Genomic DNA, 16,848 nt, shown 5'->3' with positions numbered 1-16,848 from the left:
GACTCAGGCGGCAGGTCCGGGGCCGGCCACCGAGGAGGTGAGCGGCTCACCGCCGGAGCGGTTGGCGAAACAGTAGTACGAGCGCTGGCCGTCCTTCCACTGCTGCTCCGTGGCCGGGTAGGAGCCGACGACCTGGAGGTCGGGATACGCGGCCGCGGCACCGAAGTCGATCACGCCTCCCGCCGTGCACAGGCCGGGAATCTGCTGGGCGAGGGCATCGACCCCGGGGTAGGGAGCGGCCGGGTCCGCCGACAGCAGGTTGGTGTAGACCAGTTGCGCCGCGTGCGGGGTCGCGCAGTCGACGACGGTGAAGTCCTGGGCCCAGACGTTGGTGAACGGCTGGATGCACTCGCCGCCGCCCAGCGCGTCCCACGGATGCACGCCGGGCCCGACAGCAGCCGCCGGTTTCGGAGTGACCGTCGGAGTGGGCGTGGGAGTGGGGGTCGGCTTCGGCGAGGGGCTGGCCGGGTGGGACGCCGTCGAGACCGGCACCGGCTGGGCTGCCCGGAACAGGGAGGGGATGCGGGTCCCGAGCGCGAAGAGCCCGATAAGCACCAGCACCACGGCGAGCGCCCCCGCCAGGGAGAACAGGATGCGGTTGTTGCGTGAGCCCCAGAGACCCGGTCCTGCCGGTCCTGCCGGTCCTGCCGGTCCTGCGGTCTGGATGCCCGTGGATGCGGAAGGCGGCAGCGGTCCCGCGGGCACAGCCGGATCAGCGAGGGCTGCGGGAGTGGACGGAAAAGGAGTGAACGCCTCGGTCTGTGGCAGGGTCGAACCCGATGGTGCGCCGGGGGTACGGGAAGACTCCTGAGCGCTGAAGGGCCGGGCGTCCTCCGGTGGCATGGTGAAGGGCGTCGTCGCGAGGAGTTGCGGCCCTTCCTCCTCGGCCGCCGGCTCGGGCTCGGGCTCCGCCGCCGGCTCGGGCTCCGCCGCCGGCTCGGGCTCTGCCGGCTCTGTCTCCGGCTCTGGCGCCGCCGCGGGCCAGGGCTCCGCTTGGCGTTCGGCTGGCCCAGTCGGGTGTTGGTCCTCGTCCAGCTCCTCGTCCACCGGCTCCTGGGCGACCACATCGCCGAAGAGTGCCGAGATCCCGTCGGCCTCGTCGTCGTCGCCCAGGTCATCGGCTGCATCGTCGACCGCGCCGACGGATGCTGCCGGCTCTCCGGCGGTAGCGGCGACCTCTGCGGTCCACCGCCCGAACGGCTGCGGTTCCGCCTCCGGCTCGGATGCGGCCGCGATGCTCTCCGCATCGATCGGACTCGTCGCCGGCGAGGGGACACCACCGAGGGTCACCTCCTCCTGCGCGGCCGGAACCGCCGGCTCGGACGGCAGGACCGGAGGCCCGTCTTCGCGCCTGGGCCGGAGCAGGGCGGCCCGTCCGGCCGCATCCAGCTGCTGGGTCGGAGTGTCGACTCCGGGCTCGAGCAACGCCGACGCGTCGAGGGGAGGGAGCACCGGCTGCTGCGTCGGCTCCGGCGTCGGGGTGACCGCCTCAGGGGGTGTCGACGGCGCCGGCGGGTGGGTGAACGCGGAGGGATCCAGCGGGATGATGCTCGTCGTGTCGCCGATGACCGAACGGCTGGAAGGCTTATCGGGTTCGGACGGGCCGAAGCCGAGCAGGGCAGCCAGCCCGTGACCATCCGCGGTGTCGTCCCCATCAGGGACGTCCGCTGCCGGTGAATCGAAGATCGTGCGGGGCTTCTCGTCCGAGGCCGGCGCGACCGGCGCTGCCGGCTCCGCGGCCGGGATCACCCACGAACGAGCGGGTGGCTCCTCCACAGGCGCGCCTACGGGTGGCTTCTCCCCTACCGGTTCAACCGGGGACGGCTCGACCGAGGACGGCTCAACCGGGGACGGCTCAACGGGCGATGGCTCAACCATCGACGGCTCGACCACCGCCGGCTCGACCACCGCCGGCTCGACCACCGCCGGCTCGACCATGGGTGCGCGGTACACCGGGGACACCAACGGAGGGACGATCGGAGGCTGCGGCGGCAGCACCGGGGGTGCGGCGGGCGCGGGCGGAGGCGCCGGAACATCCTCACTCGGAGCGGGACCGTCCTCGGAGTCCTCTCTGCCCGAATCCTCGACCGAAGGCGGTTCGACGAGCGGATCGCCGCCGGCGCCGGGCGTCAGGTTCCAGTTGAAGGCGACGGGGAATTCCGTCTGTGCGTCCTCGACCGCAGTCGGCTCCTCGAGCACGTTGCCGAGTAGGTCGTCGAATCCGGCTCCCGCACTCGGCCGCGGTGTCGACGGAGGAATCGGCCCCACAGGAGCCTGCTCATCCACCGGAGGCTGCTCCGCGACCGGCCGCTGCTCCGCTACGGGCGGACGCTCAGTCTCCGGCTCCTCCTGTTCTCGCCGCTCCGCGGGCGGCGTGACGTGCCTGCCTCCGGTGAGCTGCTGGAGCAACCAGTCGGCACTGCCCGCCTCCGGCTCGCCACCCGCCGTCGGCTCGCCGGCCGTCGGCTCGCTTGCCGCCCCCGGCTCGTCGTCCGCCGCGCCCCGCCCGCGCTCATCGGACACTACGCCAGCCCCAGGTCCTTCAGACCGATGGCGGCGAAGTACGGGTACCCGGCGGCCTCGATGACCTCACGTGCGCCGGTGTCCCGGTCGACGACGACGGCGACCGCAGCGATCTCGGCGCCCACCTTCGTGAGAGCCTCCGCGGCTTTGAGCGGCGAGCCTCCGGTCGTGGACGTGTCTTCGAGCACGATCACGCGCTTGCCCGCGAGGTCAGGCCCCTCGACCTGCTTTCCGCGGCCGTGGTCCTTCGGCTCCTTCCGGACGACGAAGGCGTCGTAGGAGAGCCCCTGGGCGGCCCCCTGGTGCAGGATCGCGGCAGCGACCGGATCGGCGCCCATGGTCATCCCGCCGACGGCGAACACGTCCGGCACATCGCGGATGAGATCGATCATCACCCGGCCGATCAGGGGAGCGACCCGGTGGTCCAGGCTGACCTTGCGCAGGTCGACGTAGTAGGTGGCCTTCTTACCGCTGGTGAGCGTGAAGTCCCCGTGGAAGACCGCTTCGGCGGCGATGTAGTCGATGAGCTGCTGTCGTGCGTCGGTCACACCCCGATTCTAGAGGGGAACACCCGGCCGCCCGGGAGTTCTCCACAGGGTCCGGATGCTCCACACATCGCCCACAGGATCGGGCGGCGTCAGCGGTGGCCGATACGATCGGGACATGCGCGTCGCCACCTGGAATGTGAACTCGATCCGCACCCGCGTGGTGCGGGTCGTCGACTGGATGGTCCGCGAGGACGTGGATGTGCTCGCCATGCAGGAGATCAAGTGCACCCCCGAGCAGTTCCCGTACGCGGCGTTCGAGGCGGCCGGATACGAGGTGGTCCTGCACGGCCTCAACCAGTGGAACGGCGTCGCCGTCGCCAGCAGGCTGCCGATCACCGACGTCACGATCGGCTTCCCGGACATGCCCGGCTTCCTGAAGGACCACGACGGCCCCGATCTGCCCAAGGAGGCGCGCGCGATCGGGGCGACGGTCGACGGCCTCCGGCTCTGGAGCCTGTACGTGCCGAACGGCCGTTCGCTCGCCGATCCGCACTATGTCTACAAGCTGGACTGGCTGGCCGCGCTGGCCGCCGACACGCAACGCTGGCTTGCGCAGGACCCGACGCTCCCCCTCGCCCTGATGGGCGATTGGAACGTCGCGCCGCTCGATTCCGACGTCGGTGATCCGGCCCTCGTCCCGGGCCTTTCCACCCACATCTCGCCGCCCGAGCGCACCGCCTTCGCGGCGTTCGAGAAGGCGGGCCTCACCGACGTCGTCCGGCCGATCGTCCCCGATGGCTACACCTACTGGGACTACAAGCAGCTGCGGTTCCCGCGCAATGAGGGCCTGCGCATCGACTTCATCCTCGGCTCGCGCGCGTTCGCCGACCGCGTCGTGGGCGCGAGCATCCACCGTAACGAGCGCAAGGGCGCAGCCCCCAGCGACCACGTCCCCGTGCTCGTGGAACTGGCGCCCGTCGCTGCAGCGGAAGACGACGACGACCGTCCGATGATCTTCGGCTGAGAGCGGGCCCGATCAGCTCCCGCCGATCCCCTCGGTGACCTGCACCGGGCTGTCGAAGTCGCGGTCCGAAAGCCGTTCGAGGGCGTCGATCACCTCTTTCGGCGCGCCCTGACCTTGCGCTGCGCCGACAAGGTCGGCCCTGCTCGCCGGGTAGTCGACCCCGCTCAGGTACTTCTGCACGTCGATCTGGATGGGCCGGTCGGCCATGGTGGTCTCCTTCCGTTGCTTTTTCCCTTGCTTTCCTGGATGAATCCATGCGTACGCCGATCTCGGCGGGTGGCAAGGCGTCCACCGCTTTTCGCACGATCGCGCTGGGAAGTCCAGGCCCTATCCCGATCGATTGTGCGGCCTAACGTCGCGTCTGATTGAGATGACGACGAAAGGAGCAGCGATGGCTGCAGTGACCCGATCCATCGACGTGAATGTGCCCGTTACGACGGCATACAACCAGTGGACGCAGTTCGAGTCGTTCCCCCACTTCCTCGACGAGGTGGAGGAGATCCGTCAGGTGGACGACACCACGAACCACTGGCGGGTGAAGATCGGAGGCGTCGAGCGTCAGTTCGACACCGTGATCTCGGAGCAGGTCCCGGACGAGCGCGTGGCGTGGAAGTCCGTGGCCGGCGACACCGAGCATGCGGGGGTCGTCACGTTCCACCGGCTCTCCGATCTCGAGACGCGGGTGACGGTTCAGCTGGAGTGGGCCCCGACGGACGCCGTGGAGAAGGTCGGCTCCGTGTTCGGCCTCGACGACCACGCAGTGAAGAAGGACCTCGAGAACTTCAAGGAGTTCATCGAGTCGCAGGGCACCGAGACCGGCGCGTGGCGCGGCGAGGTGGATCGCGGCGAGACGATCTGACCACGGCATGCGGCCGTCGCAGCCCGGACTCCGGGACTCGCGACGGCCGCATCCCTCTGTCAGCGCACCAGGTCGGCGGTGATGATCAGGTTGTCGGTGGAGGGCCGGCCATCCGGCCGTTGCAGGCAGGTGATCACGACCAGCCGTCCGGGCGTGTTCGCCCAGATGCCCGCGAACGCGGGCAGGTCGGTCTTGGTGACGATATGCGATTCCGTCACCCGGTACTGCGCCCCGGCGACGGCGATGGGCGAGCCCACCGGCACGCGGGAGCTTCCCCGGGCGAGGTCGAACAGGTAGTTGCCGGGTCCGACGCCGCCGCCGCGGATGGAGTGCATGACCACGAACACCGTTCCGGCGCCGGGATTCGCGGGAGTCGTGCCGATGTTGCGGATCCGGTACGCGTCCTGGAAGCCGGGCGGCGTGATGGTGTGGTCCACCTCGTTCATCGCCGCAAGCGGGACGTCGAGTCCGACTGCGGGGACGGAGAAGCGGTCGCCGGCTGGGGCGCTCACCTCCATCCGCTTCACGGTCGCGGGCGCAGGGACCACGTCCGGCTCGATGGCCACCCGGTTGCCCGCGAGGTCTCGGACGGTGTGGGCGGGGACAGCCGCCGTCGCCGCCCATCCGACGGCGCCGACTCCGATCAGGACGACCGCGACGCCGAGTGCCACGATGACGAGTCCGTTGCGTCTGGGACGTCCGTGCTGCTCGCTGCCCGGCTCAGACAGGGCGGTGCGTGCCGTGCGCATGGGTCGTCCTCTTTTCTGAAGCTGGGCGTTGGGATGCTGCCGGATCGGCGCATGCACATCCACACGCTGATGCGACACATAAGAGACGCGCTATCGCGCTACTTATGACGCCGCTTCAGAAAATATTTCAGTTGCCCTTCAACCTGACCACGAAGGCGGCCGACGGGAGGTCAGGCGTCGCCGGGCCGGTGGTCCGGCTCACCCCGTTCGACGATCGTGGCGGGGTCGACATCGTCCTCGGGCGGGACCGGGATGTCGCCCTGGTCGTCGGGGCCTCCGGTGCCGGGGAGGACCGACGGACCGGTGGACTCGTTCTGCAGCACCTCGGTCTCCCGCTCGCTCGACGGGCTGTACGCCCGGTCCCGGGCGGTCTGCTCGGCGTCGCTCGGGTGGTCGTCGTGTTCCGGCGATTCGGGGGCGTCCGGTGTCGCGTTCATTGGGGGGACGGTACGCGCACTCGGCGGACGGCCCAACCCCCTGGCGTGCACCGCCTCCCGGTGTTTCCTGGGGTCGAAACCGATGAAGGAACCGGAGGTCGATCCATGTCATTCCCCGAGCAACAGCAGCAGCCGCCCGGCAGCACCGAGGCGATGGAGCCGCGCCCCGACCACGGCGAGGAGAGCTACCGCGGGAGCGGGAAGCTCACCGGCAAGGTCGCGCTGATCACCGGAGCCGACAGCGGCATCGGCAAGGCGGTGGCGATCGCGTACGCGCGCGAGGGCGCGGACGTCGCCATCTCCTACCTCGACGAGGACCCCGACGCCGAGGACACCGCGAAGTGGGTCCGGGAGGCCGGCCGTCGCGCCATCCTCCTCCCCGGCGACGTGTCCGACCCGCAGCACTGCCGTGACCTCGTCGCGAAGACCGTCGAGGAGCTCGGCGGCATCGATGTGCTCGTCAGCAACGCGGCGTTCCAGATGACCCACGAGTCCCTGGACGAGATCCCGGACGACGAGTGGGATCACACGATCGCGACGAACCTGTCGGCGTTCTTCCACCTGGCCAAGGCGTCTGTCCCGCACATGAAGCCGGGGTCGAGCATCATCGGCTCCTCCTCCGTGAACTCCGATATGCCGTCGCCGACCCTTCTCCCGTACGCCGCGACGAAGGCCGCCATCGCCAACATGACGGCGTCGCTCGCGCAGCTGCTCGGCGAGAAGGGCATCCGCGCGAACAGCGTGGCACCCGGGCCGATCTGGACACCGCTGATCCCCTCGACGATGCCCGACAAGAAGGTCACGCAGTTCGGGAGCGACACCCCGCTCGGTCGCCCTGGTCAACCGGCCGAACTGGCGCCGGTCTACGTGCTGCTCGCCAGCGACGAGGGCTCCTACATCTCGGGAGCGCGCATCGCGGTCACCGGAGGCCGACCCATCCTGTAGCCGAACACCGAGCCGGCCGAGGTGCTACTGCCGGCCGGTGAACTCCTCCATGGAGTCGTAGACGCCGAAGACGCGCCCGGCAACCGCATCCCACGCCCGGGTGGGCAGGATGCCGCGGAGGGTCTTCGCGAGGCCGACGGTCCACGGGAGCATGAGCATCGGCCGGCCCGCGAGCATCGCCCGCCAGACGCGGTCCACGACGTACTCGGGAGTCATCATCGGGGTCAGCAGCGGTCCGCGGGCGCCCTCGAACATCCCGGTGTCGATGTAGCTCGGGGCGACGGTCGTGACCTTGACGTGCCCGAAACCCTGCTGCTGCAGCTCGATCCGGAGGCTGTCGCTCCAGCCGATGACCGCCCACTTGCTGGCGGCGTAGACGCTCATCCGCGGATTGGAGACCGTCCCCGCAGCCGAGGCGATGTTCACGATGCGCGCCTCGCGGCCGCTCTGCAGCATCCCGGACACGAACTCGCGCGTCACGTACATCGGGGCGAGCGCGTTCACCTGCATAGTCGGACGGGTGTCGTCTCCGTTGTCGTGCTCCCAGAAGTACTTGCCACGGACGATCCCGGCGTTGTTGATGAGGACGTCGATGCCGTCGAGCTCCTTGCGGACGGCCTGCGCGGTCTGCGCGATAGCGCCCAGCTCGGACAGGTCGACGACGTACGGAAGGACGGTGGTGGTGGGCCGTCCGGCGGCGGAACTCGGCGAGCGCGGCGGCGCTCCCCAGGCTGCGGCCGTGCGGCCGGCGAGCACTTCGTGCCGCAGCCGCTGGGTCACATCCTGGAGTCCCGCCTCGTCCCGGTCCCACAGCACGACCGCGCGCGCCCCCTCCAGGACCGCGCGCTCGGCGTAGAGCCGTCCCATGCCGGAGGCCGCACCGGTGATGAGCACGCGTGCGCCGCGGACCGTTCTCGCCATGTCCCTATCTTCGCAGCGTTACACCACAACGGGCCGGAAAGGGAGGCATGGACCCGGAGACCGAGGCGGCCCAGGGTGGAGGGAGCGACTATGGGCTCATCAGGGAGGCTGGGATGGCTGAGAAGAAGATCGTGATGCCGAGCGACGTCAGTACCGAGGTCGGCTGGTTCGACCGCTTCGCCGACAAGGCGTCGAAGGTCGCGAGCCGGGCCTGGTTCTTCGCGTTCTGCGTCCTCCTGGTGGTGATCTGGGCGCCCTCGTACTTCGTACTGAGGAGCGTGGACACGTGGCAGCTGATCATCAATACGGCGACGACGATCATCACGTTCCTTCTCGTGGCGCTGCTGCAGAACAGCCAGTCGCGCGCCGATCAGGCCATCCAGCAGAAGCTGAACGCGATCGCCGACTCGCTCTCCGACCTCATGGAGAGCCAGGACCTGCCCGACGACGCACGCGAGCTGCGTCAGGCGGTGGGACTGGAGAACTACGAATCCAGCGACGGCCGCTGACAGGCCATCCCGGTCGGCCGCATCCCGCCGGCGGCGCAAACCGGATGACATTCATTCATTGCGTAACCGCAACCACGGGTGGACACTATGTGCTGACGGCCCGATGCGGCGCCGACTCCTCCCGGAGGTGTGCAAATGACGGATGACACGATTCCCGTGCTGGTCAGAGGCTCGGGACTGAAACGACGAGGCGGGCTCTGGGGCGAATGCCTCGCGGAGTTCCTCGGGACCTTCGTGCTGATCGCCTTCGGCGACGGCGTGGTCGCCATGGCGGTGGCCGCCCTGCCCGGTTCCGGCCGTACGAGCGGCCCGACCACCTTCTTCCTCGGTTCCGGCGACTGGCTCCTCATCACCTGGGGATGGGCACTGGCCGTCGTCTTCGGCGTCTACGTGGCCGGTGGTGTCAGCGGCGCGCACCTCAACCCCGCGGTCACTCTGGCTTTCGCCGTCCGCCGTGGTTTCGCATGGGTGAAGGTCCTGCCGTACATGCTGTCCCAGCTGCTCGGTGCGTTCGCCGGCGCCGCACTCGTTCTCGGCGTGTACGTGGCCGCGATCAACACGTTCGATGCGGCGAGCAAGGGCCCCAAGACCAACGGGCACACGCTCGCGTCCTTCTCGATCTTCGCGACCTTCCCGGCGCCCTACTTCAAGGGCAACATGTGGGGTCCGCTGTTCGACCAGATCGTCGGCACGATGTTCCTCGTGATGCTGATCGTCGCGGTCATCGACCTCCGCAACACAGCGGTCAAGGCGAACCTCGGGCCGCTGATCGTCGGCTTCGCCGTCGCCGCCATCGGAATGTCCTACGGCGCGAACGCGGGCTACGCCATCAACCCGGCGCGTGACCTCGGCCCGCGGCTGCTGGCCTGGCTCGGGGGATGGGGAGACCTCGCGGTGCCGGGGAACGGGCCCTGGTTCAGCTGGTACCTCTGGGTGCCGATACTGGGTCCACTCATCGGCGGCGTGATCGGCGTGCTCCTCTACGACCTGTTCATCGGGGATGTGCTCCACGCCCGCCTGCTGCGCACCGGTCCGGCCGCTCCCGCGATGCCGGAGGCACCGCCGCGGCCCCCGGGGCCCGACACCACCGAGCCGCGCCTGCGACGCCGGACCTGAGCCGCCGGACCCGCACCGGCGGGAGCGTACGCTCCTGATCGATGACGACGGTCTACACGATCGGGCACTCGACACGCAGCTTCGACGAGGTGCTCGGGATGCTGCGCGAGAACGGCGTGACGGCGCTGGCCGACATCCGGCACTTCCCGTCGTCGCGCCGGCTCCCGCAGTGGAACCAGGAGGCGATCGTCGCCGCCCTGCCGCCCGACATCGAGTACCGCTGGCTTCCCAGACTCGGCGGACGCCGCCACACCCCTGCGGGCGTCACCAGCCCCAACGACTACTGGCAGGTGGCGGCCTTCCGGGCGTACGCGGACTACATGGCGACCCATGAGTTCGCCGAGGGACTTGCGGAACTGATCGAGCTGGCGGAGGTGCGCCGGCCGGCGATCATGTGCAACGAGGCCGTTCCCTGGCGGTGCCACCGCCGCCTCGTCACGGATGCGCTGCTCACCGCGGGCGTCGAGGTCTTCGACATCCTGTCGCCGACCTCCGTTCGTCCGGCCGTGCTCAACCCGCAGGCACGCGTGCTCGACGGGCACCTCGTGTACCCCGCCGCCGGCTAGCGAATCCCTGCGCTGCGCGGCCGTCTGGCGCACTTTTCCGCCGGAATGGACAAGAAAACGCTTGCGATCCCCGGATAGGCTCGTCTCATCCGCTCAATTTGCCGCGTGTACAGCGGCCGGCCAACGACGGGAGGTTCGTCATGTCTCAATTCGTCCAGCAGTTCCGTGCAGATGCGATTGTCGGGGAGCCCGAGGTCGTCGAGGACGGCCGCTCCGTCCGTGAGGTCGCGACCGACCCGGCCTGGCTGCGTCTGAAGGAGGCGGCCGTCGCCCTGCAGGGACTTCAAGCGAAAGATGGTTCGGTCGGGCAGGAATCCGACCGTCCGGCAGCCGCTGAGCACGTCCGCGCCATCGTCGACTCGATCGCCGCACTCGCACCGGCGTTCCCGCACGACGCGTCCTACCTCGCCGCGCTCCAGCGCGACTTCGGGCGCTGGGCGGAGGAGGGCTTCGGCATCCCCGACTTCCTCGACGCGCTGAACGAGTTCCAGCCGCAGCAGCACCGCGTGGATGGGCTCGGCCACCTGGTCGTGTTCCCCATGTACACGCAGAACGGCAGCCCCGACCGGTACGTCGAGGCGCTGCTGGTCGAGGTGATCTGGCCGGAGTTCGTCGCCGAGCTGGAAGCCGGCGACTACGGCAACAAGCTGTTCGTCGCCCTGCGGTTCGTGGACTTCACGCCCGGTTACGACACCAACTCGGCGGTGCTCTTCCCGGAGACCGTCGCGATGCGCGAGATCCCGAGGTTCACCTGGGGCGCGATCTTCCAGGACCGGGAGGCGGCCCGCTACCGCCGCGTGGTCCGGGCCGCCGCCGAGATCACCAAGCTGGAGCTGCCGGCGGACGCCGCCGCGATGCTGGACGACCAGCACCTCACGGAGGAGACCTTCGTGATGTGGGACATCATCCACGACCGCAGCCACATGCGCGGCGACCTGCCGTTCGACCCGTTCATGATCAAGCAGCGGATGCCGTTCTTCCTGTACTCGCTGGAGGAGCTGCGCTGCGATCTGACCGCGTTCCGCGAATCGGTGAAGCTGGAGCGCGAGCTCAGCGCGCTGCCCGAGGCGGAGCTCTCGGAGGCGCAGCGCGCCATCCGCGACCACGCTCACCTGGTGCAGTACGCCGTGATCTTCGACCGGATCTTCCGGTTCGCGATCACCGGCAGCCGCGTGCGCAACTACGACGGGCTGGGCGGTCAGCTCCTGTTCGCATGGATGCACCAGCACGGCGTCCTGCACTGGACGGACACCCGGCTCACCATCGACTGGGAGAACGTCCCGGAGGTCGTCATCGCCCTCAGCGACAGGATCAACGAGCTGTACTGGCGTTCGATCGACCGCCCCAAGGTGGCGCACTGGCTCGCCGCGTACGAGATGCTGACGCAGACTCTGACGCCGCATCCCGCATCCGTCTGGGCGCGGGGCCTGTCGGACGAGGTGCTCACCGGCGCGCCGAAGGGCTACACCGACCAGGTGCTGGATGACGAGTTCCCGCTCTCGATGTTCTACGAGGCACTGAACAAGAAGATGGCCGGCGTCATCGAGTCGACGGCGGGGATCACCGGCGCGACCGACACGGCGGCTGGCGCGCCCGGGGAAGCGGCATGACCGACGCAGCTGCGGCGGGCTCGGCGGCGGGCGTCGCCGGGCGTCTCGTGCTCATCGCCGGCGCGACCAGCGCGTCCGGCGAGGCTGTGGCCCGTGCGCTGGTCGCGGCGGGCGCCCGGGTGCTGGCGGTCGGCACCCGGGAGGAGTCGCTGGATGCGCTGCGCGCGTCCGTCCCGGGCATCGAGACCCGCGCCTGCGACCTCTCGGACGCGGATGCAGTGGTCGAGCTGGCGATGCGCATCCACCTGGAGTCCGGGCACCTGGACGGCCTCATCCACCTCGTCGGCGGGTGGCGCGGCGGTGGCGGCATCGCGGGGCAGAGCGACGAGGACTGGGAGTTCCTCGAGCGCGGCTTCCGCACCCTCCGCAACACGACGCGCGTCTTCTACGACGACCTGGTCGCGTCCCCAGCCGGTCGGCTGGCGATCGTCTCGTCGACCGCCGTCGAGAAGCCGTACCCGGGCGGCGCCAACTACGCGGCGGCGAAGGCCGCCGCTGACGCGTGGGTGCGGGCGATCGCGCAGGGATTCGCCAAGGAGGCGCCGCAGAGCGCGGCTACCGTGTTCGTCGTCCAGACGCTCCAGGGCTTGGAGGCGCAGCTCGGCGACGAGGTCGTCGCGCTCTGGGACGCGGCGGCCCTTGCGGTCAACGGCCGCCGTGTCCCCCTCGATCCTGCGAGGATGGACGGGTGACGCTCCGACTCCACGACCTCACCCTGCGCGGCTTCGCCTCGGACAACTACGCGGGTGTGCATCCCGAGATCCTCGACGCCATCGCTGCAGCCAACAGCGGCCACCAGATCGCCTACGGCGAGGACGTCTACACGGCGCGGCTGCACGAGGTCTTCGCCGAGCACTTCGGCGAGGGCGTCGAGGTCTTCCCGGTCTTCAACGGGACCGGCGCCAACGTCGTCGGGCTGCAGTCCATGCTCCCGCGCTGGGGCGCCGTGATCTGTGCGAAGACAGCGCACATCAACACCGACGAGGCCGGGGCTCCGGAGAAGGTGGCCGGCATCAAGCTGCTGGCCGTCGAGACGCCCGACGGCAAGCTGACCCCCGAGCTCATCGACCGCGAGGCGTGGGGCTGGGGCGACGAGCACCGGGCGCAGCCGCTGGTGGTCTCGATCACCCAGACCACCGAGCTGGGCACGGCTTACACGGTCGAGGAGATCCGCGCGATCGCCGACCACGCGCACGCACACGGCATGAAGCTGCACCTGGACGGCTCCCGCATCGCCAACGCTGCCGCCACGCTCGGCGTGCCGCTGCGGGCGTTCACGACGGACGCCGGGGTGGATGTGCTCAGCTTCGGCGGCACGAAGAACGGGATGCTGTACGGCGAAGCCGTCGTCGTCCTCAACCCGAAGGCCTCCGAGGGGCTCATCTACCTGCGCAAGCTGAACATGCAGCTCGCCTCCAAGATGCGCTTCATCTCGGCGCAGTTGATCGCTCTGCTCACCGACGACCTCTACCTCCGCTCGGCGGCGCACGCGAACGCGATGGCGACGCGCCTGCGGACGGCGCTCGAGGCGGGCATCGCCGACGGCAGCATCCAGGGCGTGGGGTTCAGCCAGGAGACGCAGGCGAACGGAGTCTTCGCGACGCTTCCCAGCGGTGTGGCGGACCGGCTCCGCGAGCACTTCCGCTTCTACGACTGGGATGCGGCGAACAACGAGGTGCGATGGATGTGCGCATTCGACACCACGGAGGCGGACATCGACGCCTTCGTCGCGGCGCTCATCCAGGAATTGCAAGCCGTCTAGTACGTTTGCCCCTCACATTGGGGCAGCCGGGGTACAAAAATGTCCTCCATTTGACCCACACGAACGGGCAACTTCGTGTAGTCTCAAAGAGCGCTGGAGGAACCCGAATATCCGCCGACGTAACCCCGAACGTATGCCGGGCCGTGAGAGAAACCCTAGTCTCCCACAGCCCGGCATCGTGGTTTAACCGGCAACTCCCATGGTGGCGTCCGGGCGGTCAGCGGGACGCTTGCGGGAGGCCGCGGCGCCGGCGAGCGGACGGCCGGTCGCTTCGCCGGATCGAGCAGGTGCCGACGTAGACGGAACGGCGTACCGTGCGTGGCATGACCGACACGCGAACCGCCGACACGACCGCGAGCGTCGCGCTCCCCGAGGCCGAGGTCGCGGGGCTGAGCGCCAAGACGCTGGCCCACGTCATCCACTATCGGCGCAAGACGTACGTGGCCAAGCCGTCCGAAGGCTACGCGCTGCTCAAGCGGGTGCGGACGCTGCTCCGCGACGGGACGACGGACCTCGTCCCCCTCGTTCATCGCGACGGATTCGTCTGGCTGGTGGTCGGCCCGAACATCCCGATCGCGATCGACGAGGTCGAGACCGACGCCGGCCACACCGAGAAGCACACGCTCAAGCGCCTCGGCCTGGACTGACCCCCTCGCTCTCGGGCGCTCCCCTTTCGCCGAAGTGCTCGTTGTTGCGGGCGACACGCCGCCCGGGTATGCAACAACGAGCACTTCGGCGAAAGGGGATGGACGGGATGCCCGGGAATTCCTCCGCGAACCATGTGTTTACATGGACATAGCCAGGCAATGGAGCCGACCCCATCCCCACCGAGCATCCCCTGGAGGAGCCCATGTCCATCGCCGAGGCCGCCACCCGTACCGCCGACACGTCCGCGCCACTGCTGACCACCCTCGCCGAGCGCTGGAGCCCCCGCGCGTTCGACCCTTCGGCCGAAGTGGATGACACCGTCCTGCGTTCGGCACTCGAGGCGGCGCGCTGGTCGCCGTCGGCCGCGAACACGCAGCCGTGGCGATTCATCGTCGCCCGCCGCGGGACTGCGGAGTTCGACACCATCGTCGCGAACCTCCAGGGCTTCAACCAGGCGTGGGCCGGAGCTGCCGCAGTCCTCATCGTCGCGGCCGCCGAGGTCGTCGACGCAGAGGGCCGCGAGCGCCGCTGGGCCACCTACGACCTCGGGCAGGCCGTGGCGCACCTCACCATCCAGGCCCACCACGACGGGCTGTACGCACACCAGATGGGCGGCTTCGAGCCGGAGGGGCTGCGTCAGGCGTTCGACCTCGACGAGCGCTTCGAGCCGGTCTCCGTCACCGCGATCGGTGTGCTCGGCGACCCGGACTCGCTGCCCGATCCGCTGCGCGAGCGCGAGTCGGCGCCGCGCAGCCGTCGTCCGCTGGAGGAGATCGTCCGCTACCACGGCTGACGCCGCCGCGCACTCGTCACCAGCGCACCGTCGGCCGGCGGGCCGGCGGTCCTGGGGGCCGGCGACGACCTACGGACGCACGAGCGTCTTGATGGCGCGCCGCTCATCCATCGCGGCATACGCCTCCGCGATGTCGGTCAGCGGAAGCTCCAGGTCGAAGACGCGGCCCGGCTCGATCGCGCCGGACCACACATCCGGCAGCAGGTCCTCGACGTAGTTGCGCACGGGAGCGACGCCGCCGTTCACCCCGATGTTGCTGCTGAACAGCGGGCGCACCGGGAGTTCGGGTCCGCCGTTCGGGACGCCGACGTAGCCGACCATCCCGCCGGGGCGCGTGGAACGGATCGCCTGATCCATCGACTCCTTGGTGCCCACCGCCTCGAGCACGCAGTCGGCGCCGATGCCGTCCAGCAACTCCACGACAGCGGCGACCCCGGCGTCGCCGCGCTCGGCGACGATGTCGGTCGCGCCGAACTCGCGGGCCAGCGCCTGGCGGCTCTCGTGACGGGACATCGCGATGATCCGGGATGCGCCGAGCCGCGCCGAGGCGAGCACTGCGCAGAGGCCGACCGCGCCGTCACCGACGACGACGACCGTGCTCCCCGCCGTGACGCCGGCCGAGACCGCGGCGTGGTGGCCGGTGCCCATCACATCCGACAGCGTCAGCAGGCTCGGGATGAGGTCGGCGCGCGGGTACTCGGGCGTCGCGACCAAGGAACCGTCGGCGTGCGGGACGCGGACGTACTCGCCCTGGCCCCCGTCGGCGAAGCCGCCGTTGCGGTCGTCCGCTCCCCACCAGCCGCCGTGCAGGCAGGACGTGCTGACGCCGTTCCGGCAGTTCACGCACGTCATGTCGCAGTCGTAGAACGGAGCGATCACGAAGTCGCCCGGCTTGATCTTCTGCACGCCAGGGCCGACCTGGTCGACCACGCCGACGAACTCGTGGCCGATGCGGCGGGGTTCCCCCGTGGGGACCACCCCGCGGTAGGGCCACAGGTCGCTGCCGCAGACGCAGGCGGCGACCACCCGGACCACGGCATCGAGGCCGTCGGCGCCGGGGCCGGTGTACAGGACGGGAGCGGGGACCTCTTCGAGGCGCACATCGCGCTCCCCGTGGATGACAGCAGCACGCATGCTCAGAAGCCTACGCGTCCGGCGGGTCCGGCCGTCACTCGCGGACGGCCGACACCGTCAGGTGGTCGTTCTCCCTGTCGAGGTCGACCCGCACCAGATCGCCGTCCCGGACCTCGCCGGCCAGCAGCTCGGTCGCGAGCCGGTCCTCGATCTCGCGCTGCATCAGGCGGCGCAGCGGCCGGGCGCCGTAGATGGGGTCGTACCCGCGCTCGGCCAGCCAGGCCCGCGCATCCGGTGTGACGGCCAGCTCCAGGCGCCGCTCGGAGAGCCGCAGCATCAGCCGGTCGATGCCCAGCTCGACGATCTCGCCGAGCTCCTCCTTGCTCAGGGCCGAGAACACGACGATGTCGTCGAGGCGGTTCACGAACTCCGGCTTGAAAGCCTGCCGGACCAGCTGCAGCACGGCCTCCTCGCGCTCGGTCGCGTTCAGCGTCGTATCGACGAGGAACTGGCTGCCGAGGTTCGAGGTGAGGACCAGGATGGTGTTGCGGAAGTCCACGGTGCGGCCCTGGCCGTCGGTGAGGCGGCCGTCGTCCAGAACCTGCAGCAGCACGTCGAAGACCTCGGGATGCGCCTTCTCGACCTCGTCGAGCAGGATCACGGAGTACGGACGCCGGCGCACGGCCTCGGTCAGCTGACCGCCCTGCTCATAACCGACGTAGCCGGGAGGCGCTCCGACGAGACGCGAGACCGAGAACTTCTCCCCGTACTCGCTCATGTCGATGCGGACCATCGCCTTCTCGTCGTCGAAGAGGAACGCGGCG

19 protein-coding genes are annotated in these 16,848 nt (G+C 69.8%); 11 read left to right on the top strand and 8 right to left on the bottom strand.

The window, feature by feature from the left end; genetic code table 11:
- Window positions 1–3 precede the first annotated feature (3 nt).
- On the bottom strand, window positions 4–2,523 hold the full coding sequence (locus ACPYOG_RS10870) for a hypothetical protein (protein ID WP_481294242.1): 2,520 nt from the start codon (window positions 2,521–2,523) through the stop codon (window positions 4–6).
- Complete coding sequence (gene pyrE / locus ACPYOG_RS10865) at window positions 2,523–3,071, bottom strand: orotate phosphoribosyltransferase (protein WP_090042108.1); 549 nt, start codon at window positions 3,069–3,071, stop codon at window positions 2,523–2,525. Before pyrE ends, ACPYOG_RS10870 begins: the two co-directional genes overlap by 1 nt.
- 115 nt (window positions 3,072–3,186) lie before the next feature.
- Here pyrE and ACPYOG_RS10860 point away from each other — a divergent pair, with 115 nt between their 5' ends.
- On the top strand, window positions 3,187–4,035 hold the full coding sequence (locus ACPYOG_RS10860) for an exodeoxyribonuclease III (protein WP_481294241.1): 849 nt from the start codon (window positions 3,187–3,189) through the stop codon (window positions 4,033–4,035).
- 12 nt (window positions 4,036–4,047) lie between these two features.
- Here ACPYOG_RS10860 and ACPYOG_RS10855 read toward each other — a convergent pair whose 3' ends face one another.
- Complete coding sequence (locus tag ACPYOG_RS10855; RefSeq protein ID WP_481294240.1) at window positions 4,048–4,242, bottom strand: DUF2795 domain-containing protein; 195 nt, start codon at window positions 4,240–4,242, stop codon at window positions 4,048–4,050.
- 184 nt (window positions 4,243–4,426) lie between these two features.
- Here ACPYOG_RS10855 and ACPYOG_RS10850 point away from each other — a divergent pair, with 184 nt between their 5' ends.
- Window positions 4,427–4,894 (top strand): SRPBCC family protein, encoded by a 468-nt coding sequence (locus ACPYOG_RS10850; protein WP_481294239.1) that lies wholly within the window; start codon window positions 4,427–4,429, stop codon window positions 4,892–4,894.
- Window positions 4,895–4,953: 59 nt separating this feature from the next.
- Here the strand turns inward: ACPYOG_RS10850 and ACPYOG_RS10845 are convergent, their stop codons facing one another.
- Window positions 4,954–5,643 carry a class F sortase gene (locus tag ACPYOG_RS10845; protein WP_481294238.1) on the bottom strand — a complete coding sequence of 230 codons (690 nt, stop codon included), beginning with the start codon at window positions 5,641–5,643 and terminating at the stop codon, window positions 4,954–4,956.
- A gap of 170 nt (window positions 5,644–5,813) precedes the next feature.
- Window positions 5,814–6,080: a hypothetical protein gene (locus ACPYOG_RS10840; protein ID WP_481294237.1), complete on the bottom strand. Its 267-nt coding sequence runs from the start codon at window positions 6,078–6,080 to the stop codon at window positions 5,814–5,816.
- A 105-nt stretch (window positions 6,081–6,185) separates the two neighbouring features.
- On the opposite strand from ACPYOG_RS10840, the gene ACPYOG_RS10835 reads away from it, so the two are divergent.
- Window positions 6,186–7,025 (top strand): SDR family oxidoreductase, encoded by an 840-nt coding sequence (locus tag ACPYOG_RS10835; RefSeq protein ID WP_481294236.1) that lies wholly within the window; start codon window positions 6,186–6,188, stop codon window positions 7,023–7,025.
- Window positions 7,026–7,049: 24 nt separating this feature from the next.
- Here ACPYOG_RS10835 and ACPYOG_RS10830 read toward each other — a convergent pair whose 3' ends face one another.
- The gene (locus ACPYOG_RS10830; RefSeq protein ID WP_090042087.1) at window positions 7,050–7,946 is read right to left on the bottom strand and encodes an SDR family NAD(P)-dependent oxidoreductase; all 897 of its coding nucleotides are present in this window, start codon (window positions 7,944–7,946) and stop codon (window positions 7,050–7,052) included.
- Window positions 7,947–8,059: 113 nt separating this feature from the next.
- On the opposite strand from ACPYOG_RS10830, the gene ACPYOG_RS10825 reads away from it, so the two are divergent.
- The 8 genes from ACPYOG_RS10825 to ACPYOG_RS10790 all read left to right on the top strand — a co-directional run bounded on the left by ACPYOG_RS10825 (window position 8,060) and on the right by ACPYOG_RS10790 (window position 14,950).
- Complete coding sequence (locus tag ACPYOG_RS10825; RefSeq protein WP_481294235.1) at window positions 8,060–8,455, top strand: low affinity iron permease family protein; 396 nt, start codon at window positions 8,060–8,062, stop codon at window positions 8,453–8,455.
- A gap of 135 nt (window positions 8,456–8,590) precedes the next feature.
- Window positions 8,591–9,571: an MIP/aquaporin family protein gene (locus tag ACPYOG_RS10820; protein ID WP_481294234.1), complete on the top strand. Its 981-nt coding sequence runs from the start codon at window positions 8,591–8,593 to the stop codon at window positions 9,569–9,571.
- 41 nt (window positions 9,572–9,612) lie between these two features.
- On the top strand, window positions 9,613–10,137 hold the full coding sequence (locus ACPYOG_RS10815; protein ID WP_481294233.1) for a DUF488 domain-containing protein: 525 nt from the start codon (window positions 9,613–9,615) through the stop codon (window positions 10,135–10,137).
- 140 nt (window positions 10,138–10,277) lie between these two features.
- Window positions 10,278–11,747: a DUF6421 family protein gene (locus ACPYOG_RS10810; protein WP_481294232.1), complete on the top strand. Its 1,470-nt coding sequence runs from the start codon at window positions 10,278–10,280 to the stop codon at window positions 11,745–11,747.
- A complete protein-coding gene (locus ACPYOG_RS10805) occupies window positions 11,744–12,439 on the top strand; it encodes an SDR family oxidoreductase (RefSeq protein ID WP_481294231.1) in 696 nt (231 codons plus the stop codon). Before ACPYOG_RS10810 ends, ACPYOG_RS10805 begins: the two co-directional genes overlap by 4 nt.
- Window positions 12,436–13,509, top strand: a complete 1,074-nt coding sequence (locus ACPYOG_RS10800; protein ID WP_481294230.1) for a threonine aldolase family protein — start codon at window positions 12,436–12,438, stop codon at window positions 13,507–13,509. Before ACPYOG_RS10805 ends, ACPYOG_RS10800 begins: the two co-directional genes overlap by 4 nt.
- A gap of 323 nt (window positions 13,510–13,832) precedes the next feature.
- The gene (locus tag ACPYOG_RS10795; RefSeq protein ID WP_481294229.1) at window positions 13,833–14,156 is read left to right on the top strand and encodes a hypothetical protein; all 324 of its coding nucleotides are present in this window, start codon (window positions 13,833–13,835) and stop codon (window positions 14,154–14,156) included.
- Window positions 14,157–14,359: 203 nt separating this feature from the next.
- Complete coding sequence (locus ACPYOG_RS10790) at window positions 14,360–14,950, top strand: nitroreductase family protein (RefSeq protein WP_481294228.1); 591 nt, start codon at window positions 14,360–14,362, stop codon at window positions 14,948–14,950.
- Window positions 14,951–15,019: 69 nt separating this feature from the next.
- On the opposite strand, the gene ACPYOG_RS10785 is transcribed toward ACPYOG_RS10790, so the two are convergent.
- Window positions 15,020–16,084, bottom strand: a complete 1,065-nt coding sequence (locus tag ACPYOG_RS10785; RefSeq protein WP_481294227.1) for a zinc-dependent alcohol dehydrogenase family protein — start codon at window positions 16,082–16,084, stop codon at window positions 15,020–15,022.
- Between the two features lie 34 nt (window positions 16,085–16,118).
- Window positions 16,119–16,848, bottom strand: a 730-nt coding sequence (locus ACPYOG_RS10780) for an AAA family ATPase (protein WP_481294226.1), incomplete at its 5' end; no start/stop codon positions are given.

The sequence above is a fragment of the Leifsonia sp. HAY1-4F genome, from assembly GCF_056755275.1.
The sequence above is the reverse complement of the archived record's forward strand: the minus strand, read 5'-3'. Positions and strand labels throughout refer to the sequence as shown.

What these genes read in the sequence shown, in the direction of transcription:
- ACPYOG_RS10860 (WP_481294241.1), top strand. Translation starts at nt 3,187, where the DNA reads ATGCGCGTCGCCACCTGGAATGTGAACTCGATCCGCACCCGCGTGGTG.
- ACPYOG_RS10855 (WP_481294240.1), bottom strand. Translation starts at nt 4,242, where the DNA reads ATGGCCGACCGGCCCATCCAGATCGACGTGCAGAAGTACCTGAGCGGG.
- ACPYOG_RS10850 (WP_481294239.1), top strand. Translation starts at nt 4,427, where the DNA reads ATGGCTGCAGTGACCCGATCCATCGACGTGAATGTGCCCGTTACGACG.
- ACPYOG_RS10845 (WP_481294238.1), bottom strand. Translation starts at nt 5,643, where the DNA reads ATGCGCACGGCACGCACCGCCCTGTCTGAGCCGGGCAGCGAGCAGCAC.
- ACPYOG_RS10840 (WP_481294237.1), bottom strand. Translation starts at nt 6,080, where the DNA reads ATGAACGCGACACCGGACGCCCCCGAATCGCCGGAACACGACGACCAC.
- ACPYOG_RS10835 (WP_481294236.1), top strand. Translation starts at nt 6,186, where the DNA reads ATGTCATTCCCCGAGCAACAGCAGCAGCCGCCCGGCAGCACCGAGGCG.
- ACPYOG_RS10830 (WP_090042087.1), bottom strand. Translation starts at nt 7,946, where the DNA reads ATGGCGAGAACGGTCCGCGGCGCACGCGTGCTCATCACCGGTGCGGCC.
- ACPYOG_RS10825 (WP_481294235.1), top strand. Translation starts at nt 8,060, where the DNA reads ATGGCTGAGAAGAAGATCGTGATGCCGAGCGACGTCAGTACCGAGGTC.
- ACPYOG_RS10820 (WP_481294234.1), top strand. Translation starts at nt 8,591, where the DNA reads ATGACGGATGACACGATTCCCGTGCTGGTCAGAGGCTCGGGACTGAAA.
- ACPYOG_RS10815 (WP_481294233.1), top strand. Translation starts at nt 9,613, where the DNA reads ATGACGACGGTCTACACGATCGGGCACTCGACACGCAGCTTCGACGAG.
- ACPYOG_RS10810 (WP_481294232.1), top strand. Translation starts at nt 10,278, where the DNA reads ATGTCTCAATTCGTCCAGCAGTTCCGTGCAGATGCGATTGTCGGGGAG.
- ACPYOG_RS10805 (WP_481294231.1), top strand. Translation starts at nt 11,744, where the DNA reads ATGACCGACGCAGCTGCGGCGGGCTCGGCGGCGGGCGTCGCCGGGCGT.
- ACPYOG_RS10795 (WP_481294229.1), top strand. Translation starts at nt 13,833, where the DNA reads ATGACCGACACGCGAACCGCCGACACGACCGCGAGCGTCGCGCTCCCC.
- ACPYOG_RS10790 (WP_481294228.1), top strand. Translation starts at nt 14,360, where the DNA reads ATGTCCATCGCCGAGGCCGCCACCCGTACCGCCGACACGTCCGCGCCA.
- ACPYOG_RS10785 (WP_481294227.1), bottom strand. Translation starts at nt 16,084, where the DNA reads ATGCGTGCTGCTGTCATCCACGGGGAGCGCGATGTGCGCCTCGAAGAG.